Annotated in this window: 15 protein-coding genes; 4 read left to right on the top strand and 11 right to left on the bottom strand. The window is 40.0% G+C overall.

Translation table 11 applies throughout. From position 1 onward, the window contains the following. Positions 1 to 118: 118 nt before the first annotated feature. Positions 119 to 1,195, bottom strand: coding sequence for a peptide chain release factor 1 (gene prfA / locus D0T08_RS14300; protein WP_116983328.1), 1,077 nt, complete (start codon positions 1,193 to 1,195; stop codon positions 119 to 121). 72 nt (positions 1,196 to 1,267) lie between these two features. After that, a complete protein-coding gene (locus D0T08_RS14295) occupies positions 1,268 to 2,113 on the bottom strand; it encodes a DUF2911 domain-containing protein (protein WP_116983327.1) in 846 nt (281 codons plus the stop codon). A 226-nt stretch (positions 2,114 to 2,339) separates the two neighbouring features. Between D0T08_RS14295 and D0T08_RS14290 the strand changes: the two genes are divergently transcribed. Next, positions 2,340 to 3,890, top strand: a complete 1,551-nt coding sequence (locus D0T08_RS14290) for a long-chain fatty acid--CoA ligase (RefSeq protein ID WP_116983326.1) — start codon at positions 2,340 to 2,342, stop codon at positions 3,888 to 3,890. Positions 3,891 to 4,021: 131 nt separating this feature from the next. Here the strand turns inward: D0T08_RS14290 and D0T08_RS14285 are convergent, their stop codons facing one another. The 6 genes from D0T08_RS14285 to D0T08_RS14260 all read right to left on the bottom strand — a co-directional run bounded on the left by D0T08_RS14285 (position 4,022) and on the right by D0T08_RS14260 (position 14,683). Further along, positions 4,022 to 5,356 carry a Gfo/Idh/MocA family protein gene (locus D0T08_RS14285; protein ID WP_116983325.1) on the bottom strand — a complete coding sequence of 445 codons (1,335 nt, stop codon included), beginning with the start codon at positions 5,354 to 5,356 and terminating at the stop codon, positions 4,022 to 4,024. Between the two features lie 69 nt (positions 5,357 to 5,425). Next, complete coding sequence (locus tag D0T08_RS14280; protein WP_116983324.1) at positions 5,426 to 7,447, bottom strand: glycoside hydrolase family 3 N-terminal domain-containing protein; 2,022 nt, start codon at positions 7,445 to 7,447, stop codon at positions 5,426 to 5,428. A 22-nt stretch (positions 7,448 to 7,469) separates the two neighbouring features. Then, the gene (locus tag D0T08_RS14275; RefSeq protein WP_116983323.1) at positions 7,470 to 8,819 is read right to left on the bottom strand and encodes a DUF1080 domain-containing protein; all 1,350 of its coding nucleotides are present in this window, start codon (positions 8,817 to 8,819) and stop codon (positions 7,470 to 7,472) included. Positions 8,820 to 8,932: 113 nt separating this feature from the next. Beyond that, a complete protein-coding gene (locus D0T08_RS14270; RefSeq protein WP_116983322.1) occupies positions 8,933 to 9,826 on the bottom strand; it encodes a sugar phosphate isomerase/epimerase in 894 nt (297 codons plus the stop codon). A gap of 109 nt (positions 9,827 to 9,935) precedes the next feature. Further along, positions 9,936 to 11,618, bottom strand: coding sequence for a RagB/SusD family nutrient uptake outer membrane protein (locus D0T08_RS14265; protein WP_116983321.1), 1,683 nt, complete (start codon positions 11,616 to 11,618; stop codon positions 9,936 to 9,938). A gap of 26 nt (positions 11,619 to 11,644) precedes the next feature. After that, positions 11,645 to 14,683: a SusC/RagA family TonB-linked outer membrane protein gene (locus tag D0T08_RS14260; RefSeq protein WP_409012929.1), complete on the bottom strand. Its 3,039-nt coding sequence runs from the start codon at positions 14,681 to 14,683 to the stop codon at positions 11,645 to 11,647. Positions 14,684 to 14,968: 285 nt separating this feature from the next. On the opposite strand from D0T08_RS14260, the gene D0T08_RS14255 reads away from it, so the two are divergent. Next, positions 14,969 to 15,832 carry an AraC family transcriptional regulator gene (locus D0T08_RS14255; RefSeq protein WP_116983319.1) on the top strand — a complete coding sequence of 288 codons (864 nt, stop codon included), beginning with the start codon at positions 14,969 to 14,971 and terminating at the stop codon, positions 15,830 to 15,832. 1 nt (position 15,833) lies between these two features. Here the strand turns inward: D0T08_RS14255 and D0T08_RS14250 are convergent, their stop codons facing one another. The 3 genes from D0T08_RS14250 to D0T08_RS14240 all read right to left on the bottom strand — a co-directional run bounded on the left by D0T08_RS14250 (position 15,834) and on the right by D0T08_RS14240 (position 17,072). Then, positions 15,834 to 16,046 (bottom strand): hypothetical protein, encoded by a 213-nt coding sequence (locus tag D0T08_RS14250; RefSeq protein WP_229238962.1) that lies wholly within the window; start codon positions 16,044 to 16,046, stop codon positions 15,834 to 15,836. Positions 16,047 to 16,091: 45 nt separating this feature from the next. Then, the gene (locus tag D0T08_RS14245) at positions 16,092 to 16,385 is read right to left on the bottom strand and encodes a putative quinol monooxygenase (protein WP_116983318.1); all 294 of its coding nucleotides are present in this window, start codon (positions 16,383 to 16,385) and stop codon (positions 16,092 to 16,094) included. Between the two features lie 258 nt (positions 16,386 to 16,643). Continuing rightward, positions 16,644 to 17,072: a hypothetical protein gene (locus D0T08_RS14240; RefSeq protein ID WP_116983317.1), complete on the bottom strand. Its 429-nt coding sequence runs from the start codon at positions 17,070 to 17,072 to the stop codon at positions 16,644 to 16,646. A 533-nt stretch (positions 17,073 to 17,605) separates the two neighbouring features. On the opposite strand from D0T08_RS14240, the gene D0T08_RS14235 reads away from it, so the two are divergent. Both D0T08_RS14235 and nagB read left to right on the top strand, forming a co-directional pair. Continuing rightward, positions 17,606 to 18,499 carry a PIG-L family deacetylase gene (locus D0T08_RS14235; protein ID WP_116983316.1) on the top strand — a complete coding sequence of 298 codons (894 nt, stop codon included), beginning with the start codon at positions 17,606 to 17,608 and terminating at the stop codon, positions 18,497 to 18,499. 162 nt (positions 18,500 to 18,661) lie between these two features. Further along, complete coding sequence (nagB, locus tag D0T08_RS14230) at positions 18,662 to 20,584, top strand: glucosamine-6-phosphate deaminase (RefSeq protein WP_116983315.1); 1,923 nt, start codon at positions 18,662 to 18,664, stop codon at positions 20,582 to 20,584. Positions 20,585 to 20,591: the final 7 nt, after the last annotated feature.

Below are 20,591 nucleotides of genomic sequence, written 5' to 3'. Positions count from 1 at the left end.
AAAAAGGAAAACGGAGAAAGGAAAACATTTGGAAGCTGGAGGAAAGGGAAAGAAGAAAGGAAATCAGCTATATCTACATTTTCCTTGTTCCTTTCTCCGTTTTCCCTTCTCCCAGATATTATGCGCCTAAGCCCTCCTTCATCTTCTCAGCATTATCAGCAATACGGAGTTGTTCAATGAAATCATCTATCGCACCATCCATTACGCTTGGGAGGTTATAAACTGTCAGGCCAATACGATGGTCAGTTACACGGCTTTGCGGATAGTTATACGTACGTATCTTATCTGAGCGGTCACCACTACCAACCAATGTTTTACGGGCATCGGCAATCATAGCATTGTGCTTAGCCATTTCTATATCATACAATCTTGAACGCAATACAGAAAGAGCTTTCTCCTTGTTTTTAATCTGTGAACGCTCATCCTGACAGGAAACTACCAACCCGGAAGGCATATGTGTCAAACGAACAGCTGAATAAGTGGTATTAACCGATTGTCCACCCGCACCTGAAGAGTTGAACGTATCTACTCTGATATCATTCATATTTATTTGCACATCTACTTCATCGGCCTCTGGCATAGCGGCTACTGATGCCGCAGAAGTATGTACACGTCCTTGAGATTCAGTAGCCGGTACACGTTGTACCCGATGCACACCTGATTCAAATTTCAGCTTGCCATACACATCTTCACCCTCAACCTGCACAATAATTTCCTTATATCCACCAGAGGTTCCCTCATTATGGTCTAAAAGGGTCATTGTCCAGCCCTCTTGACGTTCAATATAGCGTTGGTACATTCTGAATAAGTCTCCTGCAAAAATAGAAGCTTCGTCGCCACCTGTTCCTGCCCTAATCTCCAGAATCACGTTTTTACTGTCATTTGGGTCTTTCGGTATCAACATCTCTTTCAGAATAGCCTCTGCTTCTTCTTTTTGAGGTGTCAGAATATCCAATTCTTCTTTTGCCATCTCACGCATTTCCTCATCTTTTTCATTGGCAATAATATCCTTAGCCCCCTCTAAATTCGACAGGATATTCTTATAGGCATTGAGCTGATTGACAATCTTTTCAAGGTCCTTATACTCTTTGCTTAATCGCTTGAATTTCGCCATGTCCGATACCACTTCCGGCATCGTAATCTGTTGAGATACCTCCTCAAATCTTTCTCTGATGGCTTCTAACTGCTCTAACATACATTTTAAATAAGTAAAAACTCCCAAGCCTATTACGAAAAACAGCTTGGGAGAATTGCCGGATTGGCTTGTTTATTTCTTACACTGCGCAAAAACACTCTGATTGAGCTTGATATAAGCATCATCGCCTGCTTTCTTCGCTAATTCCATCGATTTTTCAGCGTTTGGTAAGGCTACTGCACAATTTCCTTGTTTAGCTGCTACACGGGCCACCAACTGATACGCCCAGTATTCTTTGTTTTGCTCAATCACTTTATTAGCCCAAACCAAAGCTTTATCTAAATGAATACCTTTTTGGTAATAATAATCAGCGGCTGAGAAATAAGTATCAATAGTCGCATCAGCTTTAGATGTCTTCTCTTCAATCTCCGCCATGATTTTCGCATCAACCGGTTGTTCTACTCTGAACTTTGCTTCTGTGTTTTCCCATTTAATAGCAATATCTGAGGTAGTTGGGTTGATTCCCTCAATGTCAATAGCCATTTGTTCTACAAAGCTTTTGCTTTTCGCTGGTTTCACTTTGAAACGATAGACATCTTTCTTATCATCGTATCCGTACGAACCCCATTGCTTATCGTCTGTGTTCAGAATAACTGTCCACTCTGTGGCTGTCGGGATTGTATAAAGGCCATAGCTGCCTGCTTTTACAGGCGTTCCGTTTACTACTACATCATCATCAAACTTAATTGAGGTAATTTTGTTTGCGCCTGTTCTCCAGATTTTGCCAAAAGGCACTAAATCACCAAATATTTTACGTCCTTTTACTGACGGACGGCTATAATCAATCGTAATTTTAGTCAAACCAATCCCTTGCGAAATAGTGGCTGATGGGCTTGCCGCAGGCGTATTGATTTGAGCAAAACCAGAAATAGATATAAAGGTATAAGCTATCAATAGCTTCAGGTTTAAATGTTTCATTGCTTTTTGTCTCTGATATTAGGTTTCTGGTGCGAAGTTAAGATTTATCTTCCGTTGCAGTGTGCTTTTTGGCTAGTTTTTTAGTGTTAGTATCTAAAAACCTTGTAAACTACCCCATTTTCAGGAAAAAAAAGGTTTCTTCCATATTACCCGATTTACTCAAAAAATGCCTTTTAATAGTACAACTTAATCTTTAAATTGCACAAACAAAAAACGCCTGTTAAAAATGTTTAACCTGTCAACCATTCTGGAGCACCATGCTCGCAATTCACCTGCCAAAGAAGCCCTTGTTTTTGCTGATAAAAGAATTAAATTCGGACAATTAGATGCCATTGCCAGCCAGATTGCCAATGGTTTGAAGTCTTTAGGTATTAGTCACGGCGATAAAGTCGCCCTTACCTGTCCTAATCTCCCTTATTTCCCGATGATTTACTTCGGGATTCTGAAAACAGGTGCTACGGTAGTTCCCTTAAGCGTATTATTGAAACGCCACGAAATAGCTTTCCACTTGCAGGATTCAGATGCCAAGGCTTATTTCTGCTTCGTTGGCACTCCCGAAATGCCGATGGGACAAGAAGGTCACGCAGGTTTCGAACTAACAGATACCTGCAAAGATTTCTTTCTGATAACCCCGGCTTTTACAGATGCCTCTCCCATAGAAGGCACTAAAACCCTGGGCATGCTCATGGCAGGGCAATCTCCTGTATTTCAAAGCCATTTCACCTCTCCTGACGATACAGCAGTTATTATCTATACTTCCGGCACTACAGGTCGGCCAAAAGGCGCAGAATTAACACACTCTAATCTATTCCTGAATGCTTGCTTGAGCAAAGACCTACAGGATTTAGGCCCGGATGATAAATCCATGCTGGTGCTACCTCTATTCCATATTTTCGGACAAACGGTCTGCATGCTGGCAAGCATATATAGAGGCGCAACTTCTGTACTAGTCCCACGCTTCGATGCAGAAATGGTGCTTACCCTCATGCAAAACGAAAAAATCACCCATTTTGCAGGCGTACCAACTATGTACTGGGGATTATTAAATTACCCCGATACCCATAAGTTCGATATGATAGCCATTAAGAATAACCTCAAGCTCTGTATGTCTGGAGGAGCAGCCTTACCAGTACAGGTTTTGCACGATTTTGAGAAGAAATTTGAGGTAGAAATTCTGGAAGGATATGGTATGTCAGAAGGCTCTCCGGTAGTATCATTTAATCACAAAGGCCAGCTCCGCAAACCAGGTTCAGTAGGCATTCCGGTTTGGGGTGTAGAAATATGTATCATGGACGAAAACGGCAATCAATTAGGCAATAACGAAAAGGGAGAAATCTGTTACAGAGGGCACAACGTCATGAAAGGATACTACAAACGCCCGGAAGCCACTGCCGAAAGCATTATTAATGGCTGGATGCACTCAGGTGATATAGGCATCAGAGATGATGATGGATTCTACTTCATTGTTGATCGAACCAAAGATATGATTATCCGCGGCGGCTATAATGTCTATCCACGCGAAATTGAAGAATTGATGATGCAACATCCTGCCGTTTCAATGGTAGCCGTAATTGGCGTGCCTTGTCAGGAATATGGGGAAGAAATAAAAGCCTGCGTAGTTTTGAAACCCAATGCCGAAATTACCGATAAAGATCTTATTAACTGGACAAAAGAGCAGATAGCTTCTTATAAATATCCGCGCGTAATAGAATTTATGAGTAGCCTGCCTATGGGGGCATCAGGAAAGATTTTGAAGCGGGAGTTGAGAGTGCAATAGTTTACCTTTCGTAGAGACGTATTGCAGTACGTCTCTACAAAAAGGCAAAAAAATAATGATTGAAATATAGAAAACCAAAAAAGGTCTGAAAGAACCATCTTCCAGACCTTTTAATTTATCAATACAAATTCTTAGTACTTAAACGGTTTTCCACCCGCTAATACCTCTTGTGTTTTCTCATCGAAAGTAACTTTCAAACCTGTACGGTAAGCAGCGTTCGACATGATAGTGGCAATTGAGTGCGAATAACCTGCTTCAATTGGCGCATGAGGAGTTTTACGGCTACGTACGCACTCCATCCAGTTTCTGATATGGGCAAATGTCAGTGGGTCTCCACCTGTATTAGCTCCTGCTTCTACTTTTGCACCTTCCAGTTTCACAGTTGGCAACAAGTTTGGTTGTAAGCCCATAGCTTTTGCTTCGCGCTCGCGTAAACCACCTGTTGCAGAGATTTCGTTAGTATCCAGGTTAATCATACCACCGTTTGAGTAGTACAACTCTTTAGTATCACCTGCTGCGTTAGAGAAACGAGAAGTAAATTGTACCTGGAAGCCAGTTGATTTATCATTCAATGGGCCGTAATCAAATACTACAGTTAAAGTATCAGCATTGGTTCTGCCATCTTTCCACTGATAGATACCACCATTGGCAACTACCGAGCGTGGGTGTGGCAAACCAGAGAACCAGTGTACAGTATCAATCTGGTGGCTCATCCATTGGCCAGGAATACCCGACGAATAAGGCCAGAATAAACGGTACTCAAGATATTTACGTGGGTCAAACGGAACCATCGGACGGTTCATCAGATAACGTTTCCAGTCAACATCAGATTCCTTCAGATCTTTAGTTAATTCTGGTCTTCTCCAACGTCCCGGTTGGTTTACGTTCCACATCAATTCAACCATCACAATCGGGCCGAATTTGCCTGATTTAATGAAGTCTTCAGCAGCAAAATAGTTTTCACCACTTCTGCGTTGCGAACCAATCTGAACAATTTTACCTGATGCCTTTACAGCTTTCAATACCGCGCGGTTATCTTCCATGGTTTCAGCCAATGGTTTCTCAGTATAAGTATCGCAACCGGCTTTTACAGCTTCAATGGTATGTAATGCATGTTGGAAATCAGCAGTTGAAATAAATACTGCATCTACCATTTTAGATGAATAAAGCTCTTCGTTATTACGGAAAACCTTAACATCACTTCCTAATTGTTTATCTAAAAAAGCTTTTCCTTCTTCACGACGGCGATTCCATAAATCAGAAAGAGCAACCATTTCGAAGTTCATCTCTTTTTGCATGGCTTTGAACGGGCCTACGTGAGAAGCACGGTGGCGGTCAGAGAAACCAACACAGCCCACACGTACACGGTCGTTTGCGCCGATGATTTTGCCATAACTTTTTGCCGAAAAACCAGTAGCTGCAGTAGCCAGAACTGATTTGATAATAAAATCTCTGCGGGTTGTCATAGTTTTATTGGATTGAATATTACTTACTCGAGTGTTTATTTAAATTCATCAATTACTTATACTACCAAATTACTTATAATTCAGGCCATCACCAAATTTGAACAAAGCATAATTAGCTTCCATAAATCCCGGCACATCTGATTTGTTTTCCTCTGCTGCTTTCTGAGAAACAGGCGTGCTAAAAGGCATTTTTCCAGTAGGGTTAAATTTGCCGGTTACTATATCTAAAAGGGCATCTTGCGTTGTACCAAAAGTAGCTAAAATCGTTTTTGCACTACCCTTATCAATTTCATCAATTACCCAGGGATTAGTATAATTAACCACTACAATCGTTGGTTTAGCATTGACTAATTCATTGATATGAGATACGTTGATTTTATTCTTCGACAAACTCAAATCTATAGGCTTCCCTTGCGAGCTGAATAGACCACCTCCTGTAGGAATAAGCCATACCAGAATGACATCTGCCTCTTCTTTGCTTGATACAAATTCAATATTCCATTTATTTTCTTTTGGAATATTTACAGAAACCGGGTTTGGCGCCTGACCCCCAGGAGGTCCTCCTCTTTCGTAGTAGGTTTCAAAGTATACTTTCTTCTTTTGCTTGAGTGGCAATAGTTGCCCTTCGTTTCTCAACAAAACGATTGATTTACGAAAGGCTACATCGGCTTTTTTCTGAAACTCTGCATTACCAACCGTTTTTACAGCTATTTCTGCATCCACAAATGGATTTTCGAATAAGCCTAATTCAAATTTCTCTCTTAACAGGCGCGTCACAGACTCATTAATTCTTGCTTCTGAAACCAATCCAGTTTTAACAGTTTCAAGTAAAAGAGCCGGGTCTGCGCCACCTGAGAAAATATCAACACCTGCGTCAAGCGCTTTCTGATAACGTTGCACAATAGTCAGCTTTTCAACACCCCAGGGCATCATGTCAATCGGGCCGGTATCTGAGTTGATAATCCCCTTAAATCCTAATTTCTTGCGTAACAAGTCCTGAATGATTGCCTTGTTATAAGAAAACCCAACCTCTTCCATATTCTTATCTTTCGGAGCCGAATAATAAGGCATAATGGCCGACGTACCTGCCTTAATAGCTGCAATAAAGGGTTTTACATGATAATCAAACATGCCACCCGGATAATGTGCATATTTGCCCCAATCAAAGTGCGAATCCTGTCCGCCAACCTGTGGGCCACCACCCGGAAAATGCTTGGTAGTCATCGCTACCGAATTTTTATTCAGTTTAGTACCTTGAAAACCTAAAACAATTTCACGAATCATATTTGAGGCCAGATCAGCATCTTCACCAAAAGTACCCTCAATACGCTGCCAGCGGGGTTCAGTGGCTAAGTCGGCCATATACATATAGCCTTTTCTTAAACCTACCGACGACCATTCTTTGGCTGCTATTTCGGCAAACTCACGCGTCAGTTTCAAGTCTCTCATGGCGGCCATGCCTAATTCGCCGGGCCATCTTGAAAACGCTGTCGTGCCAACACTTAATCCTATTGCTGCATCAACTGTTATGTGATTACGCGGATTTGAAGCCACAATAGCGGGGATTCCCAAACGTGAGTTTTCACATAATGCCTGCAAATTATTTGACCATTCGGCCATTGTTCTGGCGTTTGTATTGGCTCTCAGAATAAAATGACGAAGATGAAAATTCGTTATGCCCTTGGTTGTACCTGCAGCCGACATCATCGGTACAGGTAGTGGTTTCCGGGTAAACATATTGATGGGTTGCATCAAATCTTCTTCATTAAATCCACTGCTAATCTCGGCTCTGGCAGCACCGGCCTGAAATGAATTATCTCCTGCCAGACGCGTAGTGCTGATAATCATAAAACCTATCTTTTCCTCAAGTGTCATCTGAGAAATCAGGTCTTTTATTCTTTCTTCATTCGGCAGCCGCCAGTCTTCGTATTTATCAAGTTTACCGTTTTTGTTCAGGTCTTTAAAATCTAAACCTCCAACTTTCAGAATTTTAGCTGAGCGATAACCTAAATCTGCCTGCTTAGCTTTTTGAGCAAAAGCCTCACTAAACCCTACCCAAAGTAGTATGATAGAAAGATATTTTGATTTCATATCATTAGTTCAGTTTAGATAATCATTTCAACTCTCTGATTTTCAGATTTTTGAAAGACACATTATTGCCGTGGTCTTGTAACAAAATATTGCCTTTATCACCTGCACCAAAGTTAGTATACTTCGCATATTTACTTCGGGCTACTAAAGCATTAAAAATATTACTTTTTCTTTCGTATTCTAATACTTTGAAGCCATTCAGCCAGTGTTGAACAATGTTGTTAGGGTACACTACCAAACGAGCCTGATTCCAGTCGCCAATTTTGCGTTGGAAACGTTTATCCAGTTTGTAAGAGGGTATCAGGTCATAGAGACTTGCTAAAGTACGGTTACCTACTACTCCCTGCTTGGCATCCGGGTGGCGTTCGTCGTCTAATACCTGAAACTCCAGGCCGATACCTGATTTTCCACCAGAATCAAACGCTTCATTCACAAAATATTTCAAACCAGAGTTAGCGCCTTCTGTTAGTTTAAATTCAAAAGTCAGTTCAAATGCACCAAATTGCTCATCTGTTACAATGTCGTTTCCTGTTTCTGAACCATCAGACGGGCTTACATTGATTGCTCCATCTACCACACTCCAGTGTTTCTCAGGCATTTTGGTTTGGTGAACACCTCTCCAGCCTGTAAAATCCTTTCCATTGAAAAGCATTTTGAAACCCTGCGCTTTTTCTTGCGGTGATAGATTGTTCAATAATAAGTTTACAACAGGCGTATTATCAGTTGGGCTAGGTGTCAGATTTCCGGTCTGGATTCTGATGTTTCTCCAACGAATCTGTTTACCTGGCGCATCATTTTTGCCAATGGCATGTACTTGCAGGGCAATGAAGCCCTTAGCAGTTACATCGTCAACCAGATAAGCTACAGGCACACCATTTACCCAGGTACGGATAATATTGCCGATGGCCTCAATGCGATACTTATTCCAGGCATCTTTCTTGAAAGCTTTTTTACCCTCAGGATTTGAGTTTGGAATATACAACCAGTCGCGGCGGGCTTCATCATAAATACCGCCCGACCACGCACGGTCTGACGGGTCGATTTCCATCTGATAGCCATGCACACGGCCATCCTTGTAATCAGCCTTCGACAAACTACGGAATTGTATGCCTGAATTCATCGAGTTATCGACTTTCAGCTCCAATTCCAGGATGAAATCGCCATAATCCTGCTCGGTTGCCAGAAAAGAGTTAGGAGTATCAGATACAGTAGTACCTACTATCTCTCCGTTTTCAATGGTATACTTAGCCTTACCATTCAGTTGTTTCCAACCTTTCAGGTCTTTTCCATTGAAAAGATTCGTCCATTTCTGCGCCGTAGCCGTGTAGAGAAACGAGTTAACAGCCAGAAATACTATTAGTATTTTTTTCATTTAGGTATGAATAGGATTGAATAATTTTTATTCAAAATTAAGCTTTATGTAGTTACCAGTCTAATACCTATTTGGCTAAAAATTCCTAAAATTTGATTAAGAACCTAAACTTACTAAGCAAACTTAATATTTATCGACTCTAAATATTTTTTGCTGGTTTGTCCGCTCTCTAGGGCTGTTCTTCCTTTTACAGGCACAGCATCCAGTTCTATCACATTCCATCCATCAAATTTAATTTTCTCTAATGCCTTGAAAATAGCCGGAAAATCTACACGCCCTTGTCCTAATTCCACAAACTGATACCCCGATCTGCTTTCTGCATTAGGCTTGGTATCCTTGATATGCGTAGCGTGTAGAATATCTTTATATTTAATAATGGCATCAGCTGCGTTTCCTCCACCTTGTGTATAATGTGCTACGTCAAGCTCTAGCTTAATGTATTTGGTATCCATGTTTGTAGCAACAATTTCTACTTCCTCCGGTGTTTCACCTAATTGGTGCATATGATTATGCCATGCCGGTTGAACACCCGTTTCTCCTACTACCTGTTTAGCTACTTCCGACATATTCCTGGCATATTTCTTTAACTCCTCTGTTGTCGGATTTCTGTCTTTTGGACGAGAGACATTAGTAATTTGCAATGATTTTCCTCCTAAGGCTTTTACAAAGCGCGCGTGGTTTAGGTGTGTTTCTACATCTTTAGAAATATCATCCTGAATACCTACGTTTCCGCTCGAAAACATAGCCAATGTCAGACCGTTCTGGTCTAATAAATCTTTTAAGTCCTGTGGTTTATCTTTAAAAGGTGCGTAGGTGTTCGCTCTCAATTGAATGCCTTTGAAACCTAAAGCGGCAATATCCTTAATAGCTACCAGATCATTGCCATTCCAGGTAATAGCCGAATAAGCCATTTTATGTTTGCCTTTGGCAGCGGCGAAGCTTTCTAGTGAAATCAGTGAAGATGCGGTCAGTAGCGACGCCTGAGTGAGGAAGTCTCTGCGGTTCATGGGTTGAATTTGTTTATTATTAAAAAATTGTATTTGCTCAAAACCTAAAAAGAGAGGACTCCTTGAAATGAAGGAGCCTCTCCTATGAACTATGATGAAACAAAACTAACTAAAATCCTGGATTCTGTGCAAATACTCCTTTAGCAGATCTATCAATCTGTGTCTGCGGTATAGGGCGCACATAGTGTTTATCCGTAATATTAACTGCTGCTTGCGGATTATATTGTTTTACTCTTTCCACTAATAATCCCCAACGTTTCAAATCTAACCAACGCGTTTGTTCACCAGCCAGCTCTCTTGCTCTTTCTTCGATAATCATCTCGAAATTCATTTGAGCTTCTGTAATCAGCATCGCATCTTTTTTACCCGGCCAGCCAGCTCTGTAGCGTACTGCATTTAATGCTGTTGTAGCCTCTGCAATATTTCCTGCTTTCAATTGTGCTTCTGCCAACATCAGATAAATATCTGCTAAACGAAACACAAAGAAATCGCGGCTACCTGCTTCATACGTTAAGTCCGGACGTTTGGTATCAAAGAATTTGGTTAAAGTCGGGAATAACGCCTCATCATATCTGCTTGGTACCAATACCTGATATTTTTTCTTGGCACGCTCGTCAAGAGTCATTTCATAACCCGGAATAAATATCGCTGTATCACCTGCTGCGAAAGTAAGCTTGGTTTTTGAGTTATCAAAAGAAGCATTCAGGTTAGCACCAGGGTTATTGCTCAACCAGGTATCTCTGAAAGTCTTTTTGTAACGAGAGTCATTGGTTCTGTCTGCAAAAACAGTATTCAACAAGTAAGATGTAGGACGCAGGCGTTTGAACGGACGGCCATAGAATACGTCACGTTTCATACCCGGTTGCACGTCATATTGCATACCAAAGAACAAGTGCAGGTTATTACCACCATTCACAGCACCTGTATTATTCGTAAGGTTGGTCAATGGGTCAGAGGTATACTGTACTGCAAAAACAACCTCACTGTTTTGCTGATTGTTTTCGTCATGCACCTGTGCATAATCATCTAACAATTTGAAACCATAGTTTTTAATAACATTATTACAAAGTGCTGCAGCTTTTGTAAAATCGTCAGCCGCTTTCTGAGCCGAGTAAGCTTTTACTAAATAAACCTTAGCTAAAAGCGCTTCAGCAGAAGCCTTAGTCGCACGGCCATAGTCAGAAGAGTGTCCTTTTGCTTCCAGATCAGCTACGGCTTCGTTCAAGTCTTTGATGATGGCGTTATACATTTCAGCATCAGAAGCTCTTTTGGTTTCTTTAGTAGGAGCCAATGTTTCAGTCAATCTTAAGTCTACACCACCCCATTGCATGAACAGTATATAATAGTAGTGCGCTCTTAAGAATTTAGCTTCAGCTACTCTAAGTTTTTTGATAGCATCTGAAACGGCCGCTTTAGGAGCTCTGTCAATAACGGCATTACAGGTATTAATACCACGATAGAGTTCATCCCATGTATTAATCAGATAATCAACAGTAGGTTGCATCTGCGTATCATAGAAATGGAATCCTTTGTAACCACCATCGGCACCGGTAGCATAAATATCAGTACCGTATTCTGTAAGCGTTAAGCCTTGCTGGCTTCCGTAGAAATATCTGAGTGCTGAGTAAGATGATTTTACGGCATCTTCAAATCCTTTAGCAGTATTCATATAATCGTTGCCGATACCTGATACCACTTTCTCGTCCAATAAATCTTTGCAAGACTGAGTTGTCAAAAGGATTGACATTACTCCCAAGACCTTGATTGGTTTTAATATATTTTTTAGTTTCATTTTCTTGATAATTAAATTTTTCCGACTTAGAATCTCACATTCAAACCAAAGGTTGTAACCGAAGTAGCTGGAACGACGTTTTCACTAACTGATGTTGTTCCGTTACCAGAAGAGGTAATAGTTGCTTCTGGGTCAATACCATTGTATTTGTCGCGATATACAGACCAGATTTTAGGTTGCTGAATACTAGTATATAAGCGTAGTGACTCCATACCCAGTTTCTTAGCAATTTTCGGAGAGAAAGTATAGCCGAAATTGATATTTCTTAACTTAACAAAAGTACCATCGTAGTAAATCAAAGTAGTGTTGTATACCGGGAACTCCTGAGTACTCTTCGGACGAGGGAACTCGTTTGTAGGGTTATTTGGTGTCCAGTAATCAACCTTTATTTGTTGGTAACGACCTGCTAACTGGTTTCTGTTTTGGTGGAAACCACTCACAATCATATTTCCAAAACGACCGAATAAGAAAGCTGATAGGTCAAAGCCTTTGTACTCAAAGCGGGTAGTAAATCCTAAGTTAAAATCAGGAATATCAGAGCCTAGGTGTACACGGTCAGCAGCAGTGATTTTACCATCTTTATCTGTATCCTGAACTCTGATCTGACCTACTTCACTACCATAAGATTTAGCCAGGTCAGCCTCATTAGATTGCCAGATGCCTACTTTCTTGAAATCGAAATATGAGTTCAATGGTTTACCGATAAACCAACGGTTTCCTAAGTCATCAATTTTACCATTATATAATGAAATGATTGACTCTGTGTTTTTGGTAAAGGTAAAGTCTGTTGTCCATTTGAAACCGCTTGGAGAATTTACGTTTACGGTAGTAAACCCTAACTCAATACCTCTGTTACGAGTCTGTCCAACGTTTCTTGTTACAGCACCGAAACCGATTGAACCTGGTAACTGATCAGATAATAATAGGTCAGTAGTATTAGTTTCATACAATTCTAATGAACCCTGGATTCTGCCTCTCAGGAAGCTGAAATCTAAACCGATATTAGCAGTAGCTGAAGATTCCCATTTTAAATCAGGGTTTCCGATAGTAGATGGTCTATAACCAAATGCCGCAACTGAACCCCAGGCATACGCTGTTCTGGTCAATAAACCTTGCGTTTGGTATGGAGCCACCCCTTGGTTACCTACCACACCCCAACCTGCTCTCAGTTTCAATAAATCTAACCAGGTAATTTGTTTCATGAATGGTTCGTTGCTGATATTCCAGCCCAAAGCGATACCAGGGAAGTTACCATACTTGGTATTAGTACCGAAACGGCTTGAACCATCACGACGCAACGTGGCAGTTAATAGATACTTATCATTGAAATCGTAGTTTACACGAGCCATGTAAGAGTTGATAGTCCATTGAGTTAATCCACTACCTACTAATAATACCGAGCTTGCATTACCTAGGTTATAAAACTGTTGAGTCTCAGCCGGAACGCCCTGCACCTCAGTTCTGAACACTTCAAAATTATCTCTTTGGATAGAGTGCAATAAAGTAGCTCCGAAATTGTGTTTACCACCAAATGTTTTATTGTAGGTAAGGAAGTTTTCAAGAGTCCAGTTGAAACCATTGTTATTCTGAACAGACGCTTGTGGGTCACCGAATTTACGGGCATTGGTAGCTGCACCAATAAATCTTCCCCATCTCTGGATAGTAAAATCCGGGCCAAAGTTTACACGATATTTTAAGCCCTCAATGATTTTAACTTCAGCATAAAGGCTATTGAATAGGCGATATTTTTTAGTTTCATCAACCTGTGCACCCGGTACAATCTCCGCTAACGGGTTTGTTAACAAAGCATCGTTAGTTGGCGAGAAAATAAGATTTCCTTTATCATCATATGGTACAGCCAGCGGGTTTTGCTGAATAGTCATACCATAAGGGTTCAGATTTTCTCCGTTTCTGATACTATACATTGTATAAGAAGAGATACCTACTTTCAGATGGCTATTGATTTGGTGATCAACGTTAATTCTTAAAGACATACGCGTATAATCAAGACCTGCGGTAATACCTTTATCCTGAAAATAACCACCTGAGATGTAGAACTGTGTTTTATCATTACCACCTTGCACACCTAATGAGTGGTTTTGCATGATACCATTACGTAAAAGCAAATCCTGCCAGTCAGTATTGGTTCCGTTAGCAATACCTTTGGCAACCGCAGGGTCACCACCTAATACAGCCACTTTCGCATCGGCAGCAGGATCGCCCACACCTGTTGGCACAGGATTACCGGCAGCATCTTTATAAAGGTTAGTAGCACGATAGGCCTCTCTTACATACTCAAGGAACTCAGGCCCACTGAATAAGTTGATTTTATCTAATGGTACAGACACCCCTGCATAAGTATCAAAACTTACTGTAGTTTTTCCTTTCACTGCACCTCTTTTAGTGGTTACTAGTACAACCCCATTGGCACCTCTGGCACCATATATGGCTGTTGCAGTAGCATCTTTCAGAACCTCCATTGATTGAATATCACTTGGGTTCAGATCTTCATATCCTGCCGATAATGGGATACCATCAACTACATATAAAGGGTCATTACCTGCATTGAACGAACGACGACCACGAATCAGGATTTTGGGTACTGAACCTGGTCTCGAACCTGATTGAGAAACATCAACCCCGGCAACACGGCCTTGCATAGCCTGACCTAAACTGGTAATTGGCATCTCCTGAATTTGTTTCGCACTTACCGACGAAATCGCACCCGTAGTCTGGCTTTTCTTTTGAGAACCATAACCTACCACAACCACTTCATTCAAAGCGGCAGCATCTTCTTCTAAAGCAACATCAACAGTTGTTTTAGTACCGATGTTTACTTCCATAGGTTTAAACCCAATGTAACTAAACACCAAAACCGCATTACTTGCGGCCTGAACTGAAAACTTACCTGAAGCATCTGTGATTGCACCTTGTGTAGTACCTTTCACCGTAACACTCACACCCGGGAGGGCGCTGCCACCTGTATCAGAAACTTTTCCCGAAACAGGTCGGCTTTGAGCTTGTGTAAACTGCCAGCTTAAAAGCATAGCAAACACAAGCAACATTCTTTGTAGTAGTTGTTTCATACAAATAATTAAGGTTAATATAAAATTAGGCTTCCGCTAAAAATATGAAAATTTATTATTGGAATAATTACAAAATTAGGAATAGATATAGGCTTTTACCACTAAAATTTAGTCATTTTCTAATATTTTTTTGACAAGTTATTCGTACATTTAGGCAAGAAAACATAGTAGTATTGAATTTTGCCCTTATATTTACATGTTTTATCATTAGCTATCAAAAGAGATAGAGTATAGACCGAACTGGCATTAATAGCGACAAAAGAAATGAAACCTCAACTACTCAAAATATCGAATCCTGCCGATTATTCATTTAATCTTTATGTGCAGGAATGTCCATTTTTTCCTACGCCATGGCACTACCATCCGGAGTACGAAATTGTACTTATTTTAGAAAGCACCGGAAAAAAATTTATCGGCAGCAGCATTACTGATTACGGCCCGGGCGACTTATGTATGATTGGCTCTTACCTGCCGCATTATTATAGAAATGATGAAGAATTTTATGCCAAAGACTCCGGTTTAAAAGCCCGTTCGTTGGTCATTCATTTTCTGGAAGATTTTTTGGGGGATAAATTTCTTGAGGTTCCCGAAAGTCAGGCCATAAAAGCTTTGCTAGAACGCTCGAAAAGAGGTCTGTCATTTGGCGAAAAAACGGTACAGAAAGTAGAACCGAAGTTTAAGAATCTGCCAAATCTGAAAGGAATGAGCCGATTGCTCGAAATGATTTCGATTCTGACTATTCTGGCTGAAAGTGAAGATAAACAGGATTTAACAACTAACCCTATCTCACTGCGGAATGAAGTAGATTCAGCTCGTATGAATAAGGTTTTTGAACACGTAATGCAGAAATATCAGGAAGAAATTCAGCTAAGTGATGTAGCCGAACTAGCTAATATGAGTGAGTCGGCCTTTAGCCGTTACTTTAAAAAACGCACGCGCCGTACTTTCTCGCAATTTCTTGCTGAAATACGTATCGAACATGCCTGTAAATTATTGATGGCTGATAAAATGAGTGTTGCCGAGATTTCGTTCGAGAGTGGCTTTAATAATCTTTCTAACTTTAACAGGCAGTTTAAAGCTATCAAAAAGATAACGCCATTAACTTACCGGACTAAGTTTCTGGAATAGATTAATGCTTAGGGCAATCGCATTGGTTTTTGCCTTTAAACAAGCCCCACATAAAGCCTCTTTTCTTTTTGTAAGAACCGCTTTTCTTTCTGCGGCCTTTGCCCAGTTCTTTTTTTACACTAACAGAAGCCTTAGTGTCAATGCTTGCTGCTTGCGAAAACTCCGGTGTAATGGCTAATAAGCCTATAATACCCAAAATGGCTACTTTTTTCATTTGACTAGTCTATTTTCAATTGGAACGAAAAAACGCTGACAAAAATTACACCACAACCACACTTTCTACCGAAAAAGCCAAGGGTTTATCGGCAAATAGTGGTTTAGTTTGAGCCCATACAGTCTTAAAAAGCGCTGAATCGCGATAATTGTTTAAATCGTCTTCCGAAAGCCAATGGCTATGTGTCATGAAAACTGCAGGATGGTTAACATCTCGCATCAATTCAAGATACCGACAACCCTCCATAGCCCTGATTTGCTCTTTCGATTCATCAAAAATCTTTAAGAAATCTTCTACTTTATCCTTCTGAAAGGTCATTCTTACGTAGCGTATAAGCATCGGGTGTTTTATGCAAATATATAATAAAAATTATTTCATCAAGTTTACTTGTAAGTATGGTAAACATTAGGGAGACTATAAGTACCTTCTATCGTAACATCGGATATGGGCAAGCGCTATTTGTGATTATAGCCTGTTAGTTTAGGCATAAGCATTTAATATTATTTATTCTTATAAATTAAGAATTGCATCTATTTATAAGTTAAAAATAATAACAGATTTAATTAAAGTTAGTCAATTTTTTTAGAATAAATGATTCTATAGTTCATCATATACTTGCTCTGAAAAATTCTTGTTTCGTAGAATTTCTATTAATTCTTTTAAATTCTTATGTTTAGGAGTGATCAAATTTTTATACCATTCTTCTGATTTACCATCGGATTTTATAATGTATGTATGATAATGGCTACCTTTTCCTCCATGCGAATAATGCAGAATAGCAATAGTTGATGAGTAATAGAAATACAGATATCCTCTTTGATGAATTTTATTATTAAAATCACTAAGATTATAATTAGAGTTTTTGACAAATTTTATTTTTCTAAACTCTTTTAGATGAGATTTAAGATTATTAGGAATCTTATGAAATTTATTTACGAACGTATAATCGTTTTCTGAAAATTCATTAATAAACTTTTCAAAATCGAGTACATTGGTAAGCACAAGGAATAAAAGAAAAATTTTCATAAAAATGTTAATTTAAGGGGTAAATTAGTTACTCTCTTATAACAACGCTTGCGGGTGAATCTTTGAAATATGCCCTTAAATTACCAAACTGATTTCTATATTTAGCTATTGTATTGTAAGCCTCTTTTCCCTTAATATGTTAAAGAAGCAAACTTTCATTTTTAGAAAATAAACCAAAAACCTCCTGCGGCAAAGCTACAGGAGGTTTCCAAACCCCTAACCTAAACAAAATATGAGAATGAATATTACTTTTAATCTTATAGTCCGAATTTAAGTCTCGGCTGTATTATACCAGAGAACGTCTATCATAATGAAAACTTTTATAATTAGTTTTCATGGCTTTTAAAAAATATTTGTCTATACTTGATTGTTAATTGTGTGTGTTTGATGATTCAAAATTAGTGCATGCCCACCCACTGCAAAAGTCAGAATTGATGGATGGACAGGAAGAATATACGTGTGGTAGATTTTGGCTCAAATACGATTAAACAATTATATGCTATCTTTCTAACCTGATTTATGTTTATTAACCTATGAAAAAAGCTACTCATGCCCTGTGCTTTGTCCTCTCGCTTGTGCTTTTCTGTTTCCAGGCTTATAGTCAAGGCCCTAAAATATTAATCATAACAGCCCATCCCGACGACGAAACGATGTTTCCGGTAACTGTTTTCAAGGTTACCCACGAAATGAAGGGTACTGCCGATGTGGCTTTAATGACCGATGGCTCAGGTGGCTATAATGGTTTAGTGGCATCCAGCTATTATGGCAAGAACATGACCGATTCGGCTACAGGAAGAACCTATCTGCCATTAATCAGAAAGAAGGAACTGCTTTGCTCAGGTGAAGTAATGGGCATCAGGAACTTTCACTTCTTCGACCAGATAGATGATTTCTACCAGATTAACCCCGAGCCATTCTTATCAGGTGAGCGCTGGGATATTGGCTATATTGAAAAAAAACTGGATAAAATTTTAGAACAGGGGAAATACGACTTCATTTTCTGCCTGGTACCCGATGCAGGCCAGCATGCGCACCATAAAACAGCCAGCATCATGGCACTAAGAGCAGCTCAGAGATATAAAGGAGCCAATAAGCCAATCGTATTGGGTGGCAGATCGGCAGGTAAAGATTCTGATTATAAATTCATAGAATTAGAAAATTATCCGGAAACTAAAATTCTTGAAAAAGCTCCTGTATTTTACTTCGACCGCTCATATGGCTTCGGCGAAAACAACAAGCATAGCTATATGATAGTAGCCGACTGGGTAAAAGCCTGCCATAAATCACAAAGCGGAGATATGAATGCCGCCATGCACCGGGGAGATTTAGAGACATTCTGGTATTTTGAGATAAATGGTGCGCAGAACGTGGAGAAAACCAGAGCTTTTTTTGAGCAATTGAAAAGTAGTGGCTTTCCTACAAAATAGGTTTTAGTAAACCGTTTACCAATTAAGTGTCTGATTTACATTTTTAAAAAATTTTAAAAATTAATCTTTTTGAGTAACAAAAAATGCCTTAGTAAGGAGAAAAGCCTTAAATTTGCCAAAATTCTCCATGTTTAGTGCCTCTAAAACAAAACTACAATTATAATGGAACAGCAGATTATCACAAATGAACCTATTGCTTACGAGAAGATTCCCACCAAGATTTTTAAAGATTCAAAAGAAGCATCGAAAGCCGTTGCGCAAGAGATTGCCGATTTGATCCGCGAAAAACAAAAACAAGGAAAACAATGTGTGCTGGGTTTAGCTACGGGTTCGTCTCCTAAATCAGTGTATGCCGAATTAGTACGTATGCACAAAGAAGAAAATCTGAGCTTTAAAAACGTAGTTTCTTTCAACCTTGACGAATACTTTCCCATGGAGCCTGACTCTTTGCAAAGCTATGTTCGTTTCATGAAAGAACAACTTTTTGATAAGGTTGATATTCCGAAAGAAAATTACTTCATTCCTGATGGCACTGTTCCGGCTAGTAAGGTAAAAGATTTTAGTGATGAATATGAGAGAAAAATAGATGCGATGGGCGGGCTGGATTTTCAGTTATTAGGTATTGGTGCCAATGGTCATATTGGTTTCAACGAGCCGGGTTCATTGATTAATTCAAGAACTCGTCTGATGATGCTAGACCACTCAACCCGTGTAGCTGCAGCCTCAGATTTTGGCGGTAGCCTGGTAAAAGTTCCTAAAAAGGCTATTACACTTGGAGTATCTAAAATTCTGAATGCTAAAAGAGTAGTACTACTGGCATGGGGTGAAAGAAAAGCACCCGTAATTGCCGAAGCGGTTGAAGGAAGAGTAACAGAATCGGTGCCTGCTTCTTATCTCCAAACACATCCAAACTCTTTGTTTGTGATTGACGAAAGAGCGGCATCAGAGTTAACCCGTATGAAAACCCCTTGGATGGTTGAAGACGTAGAGTGGACGAGCAAAATGGTGAAAAAGGCCGTTACTACGCTTTCGCTTTCGTTGGGTATTCCGGTATTAAAATTGACCAACAAAGATTATAACGATAATGGTTTGAGTGATTTATTAGCCCAACACGGACAAGCCTACGAAATCAATATTGATGTATTTAATCAACTACAACATACCATTACGGGCTGGCCGGGCGGTAAGCCTAACGCAGATGACACCAATCGCCCGGAAAGAGCTTTGCCTGCTAAAAAACGTGTGATTATCTTCAGCCCTCACCCAGATGATGACATTATCTCAATGGGTGGCACATTCCAGCGTCTGGTAGACCAGGGGCATGATGTACACATCGGTTATCAGACTTCGGGGAATATTGCTGTAGCTGACGACGAGGCCATCCGCTTCATTGACTTTGTGGTTGACTTTAATCATAAATTCGGCATTGAAAATAAGGAGACCCAAGCCTTATTTAGCGAAGCAAAAGAGTTCTTGAAAAACAAGAAAGATAGCGATGTAGATACAGCTGCGGTAAGATATGTAAAAGGCTTGATACGTAGAGGTGAGGCCAAAGCTACCTGTCGTTTTGTAGGTATTCCTGATGAAAATGTACACTTTATGGATATGCCTTTCTATGAAACAGGTCGTATTGAGAAAAAACCACTGAGTGCAGAAGATATTAAAGTAGTAGCTGATCTGATAGAAGAAGTAAAACCACATCAGGTATATGCTGCAGGAGACTTAGCCGATCCACATGGCACGCATAAAGTTTGTTTAGATGCTATTTTTGCTGCTATTGAAGGTTTGAAACATAAAAACTTCATGAAAGATTGTTGGGTATGGCTATACCGCGGTGCCTGGGCAGAGTGGGATATCCACGAAATCGAAATGGCAGTACCTATGTCGCCAGACCAGGTACTACAAAAACGTATGGGTATCTTCAAACACCAGTCACAAAAAGATGGTGTGGTATTCCAGGGTACTGATGCGCGCGAGTTCTGGCAACGTGCTGAAGAGCGTAACAGAGCCACAGCCAGCCTTTACAATAAACTAGGTTTGGCAGAATACGAGGCAATGGAAGCTTTTGTGAGGTGGAAATTTTAAGAAACTG

Source organism: Emticicia sp. C21 (genome assembly GCF_003418935.1).
In the GTDB taxonomy this organism is placed as follows: domain Bacteria; phylum Bacteroidota; class Bacteroidia; order Cytophagales; family Spirosomataceae; genus Emticicia.
Note: the sequence above shows the minus strand (reverse complement) of the source record. Positions and strands in the feature narration are given on the sequence as shown.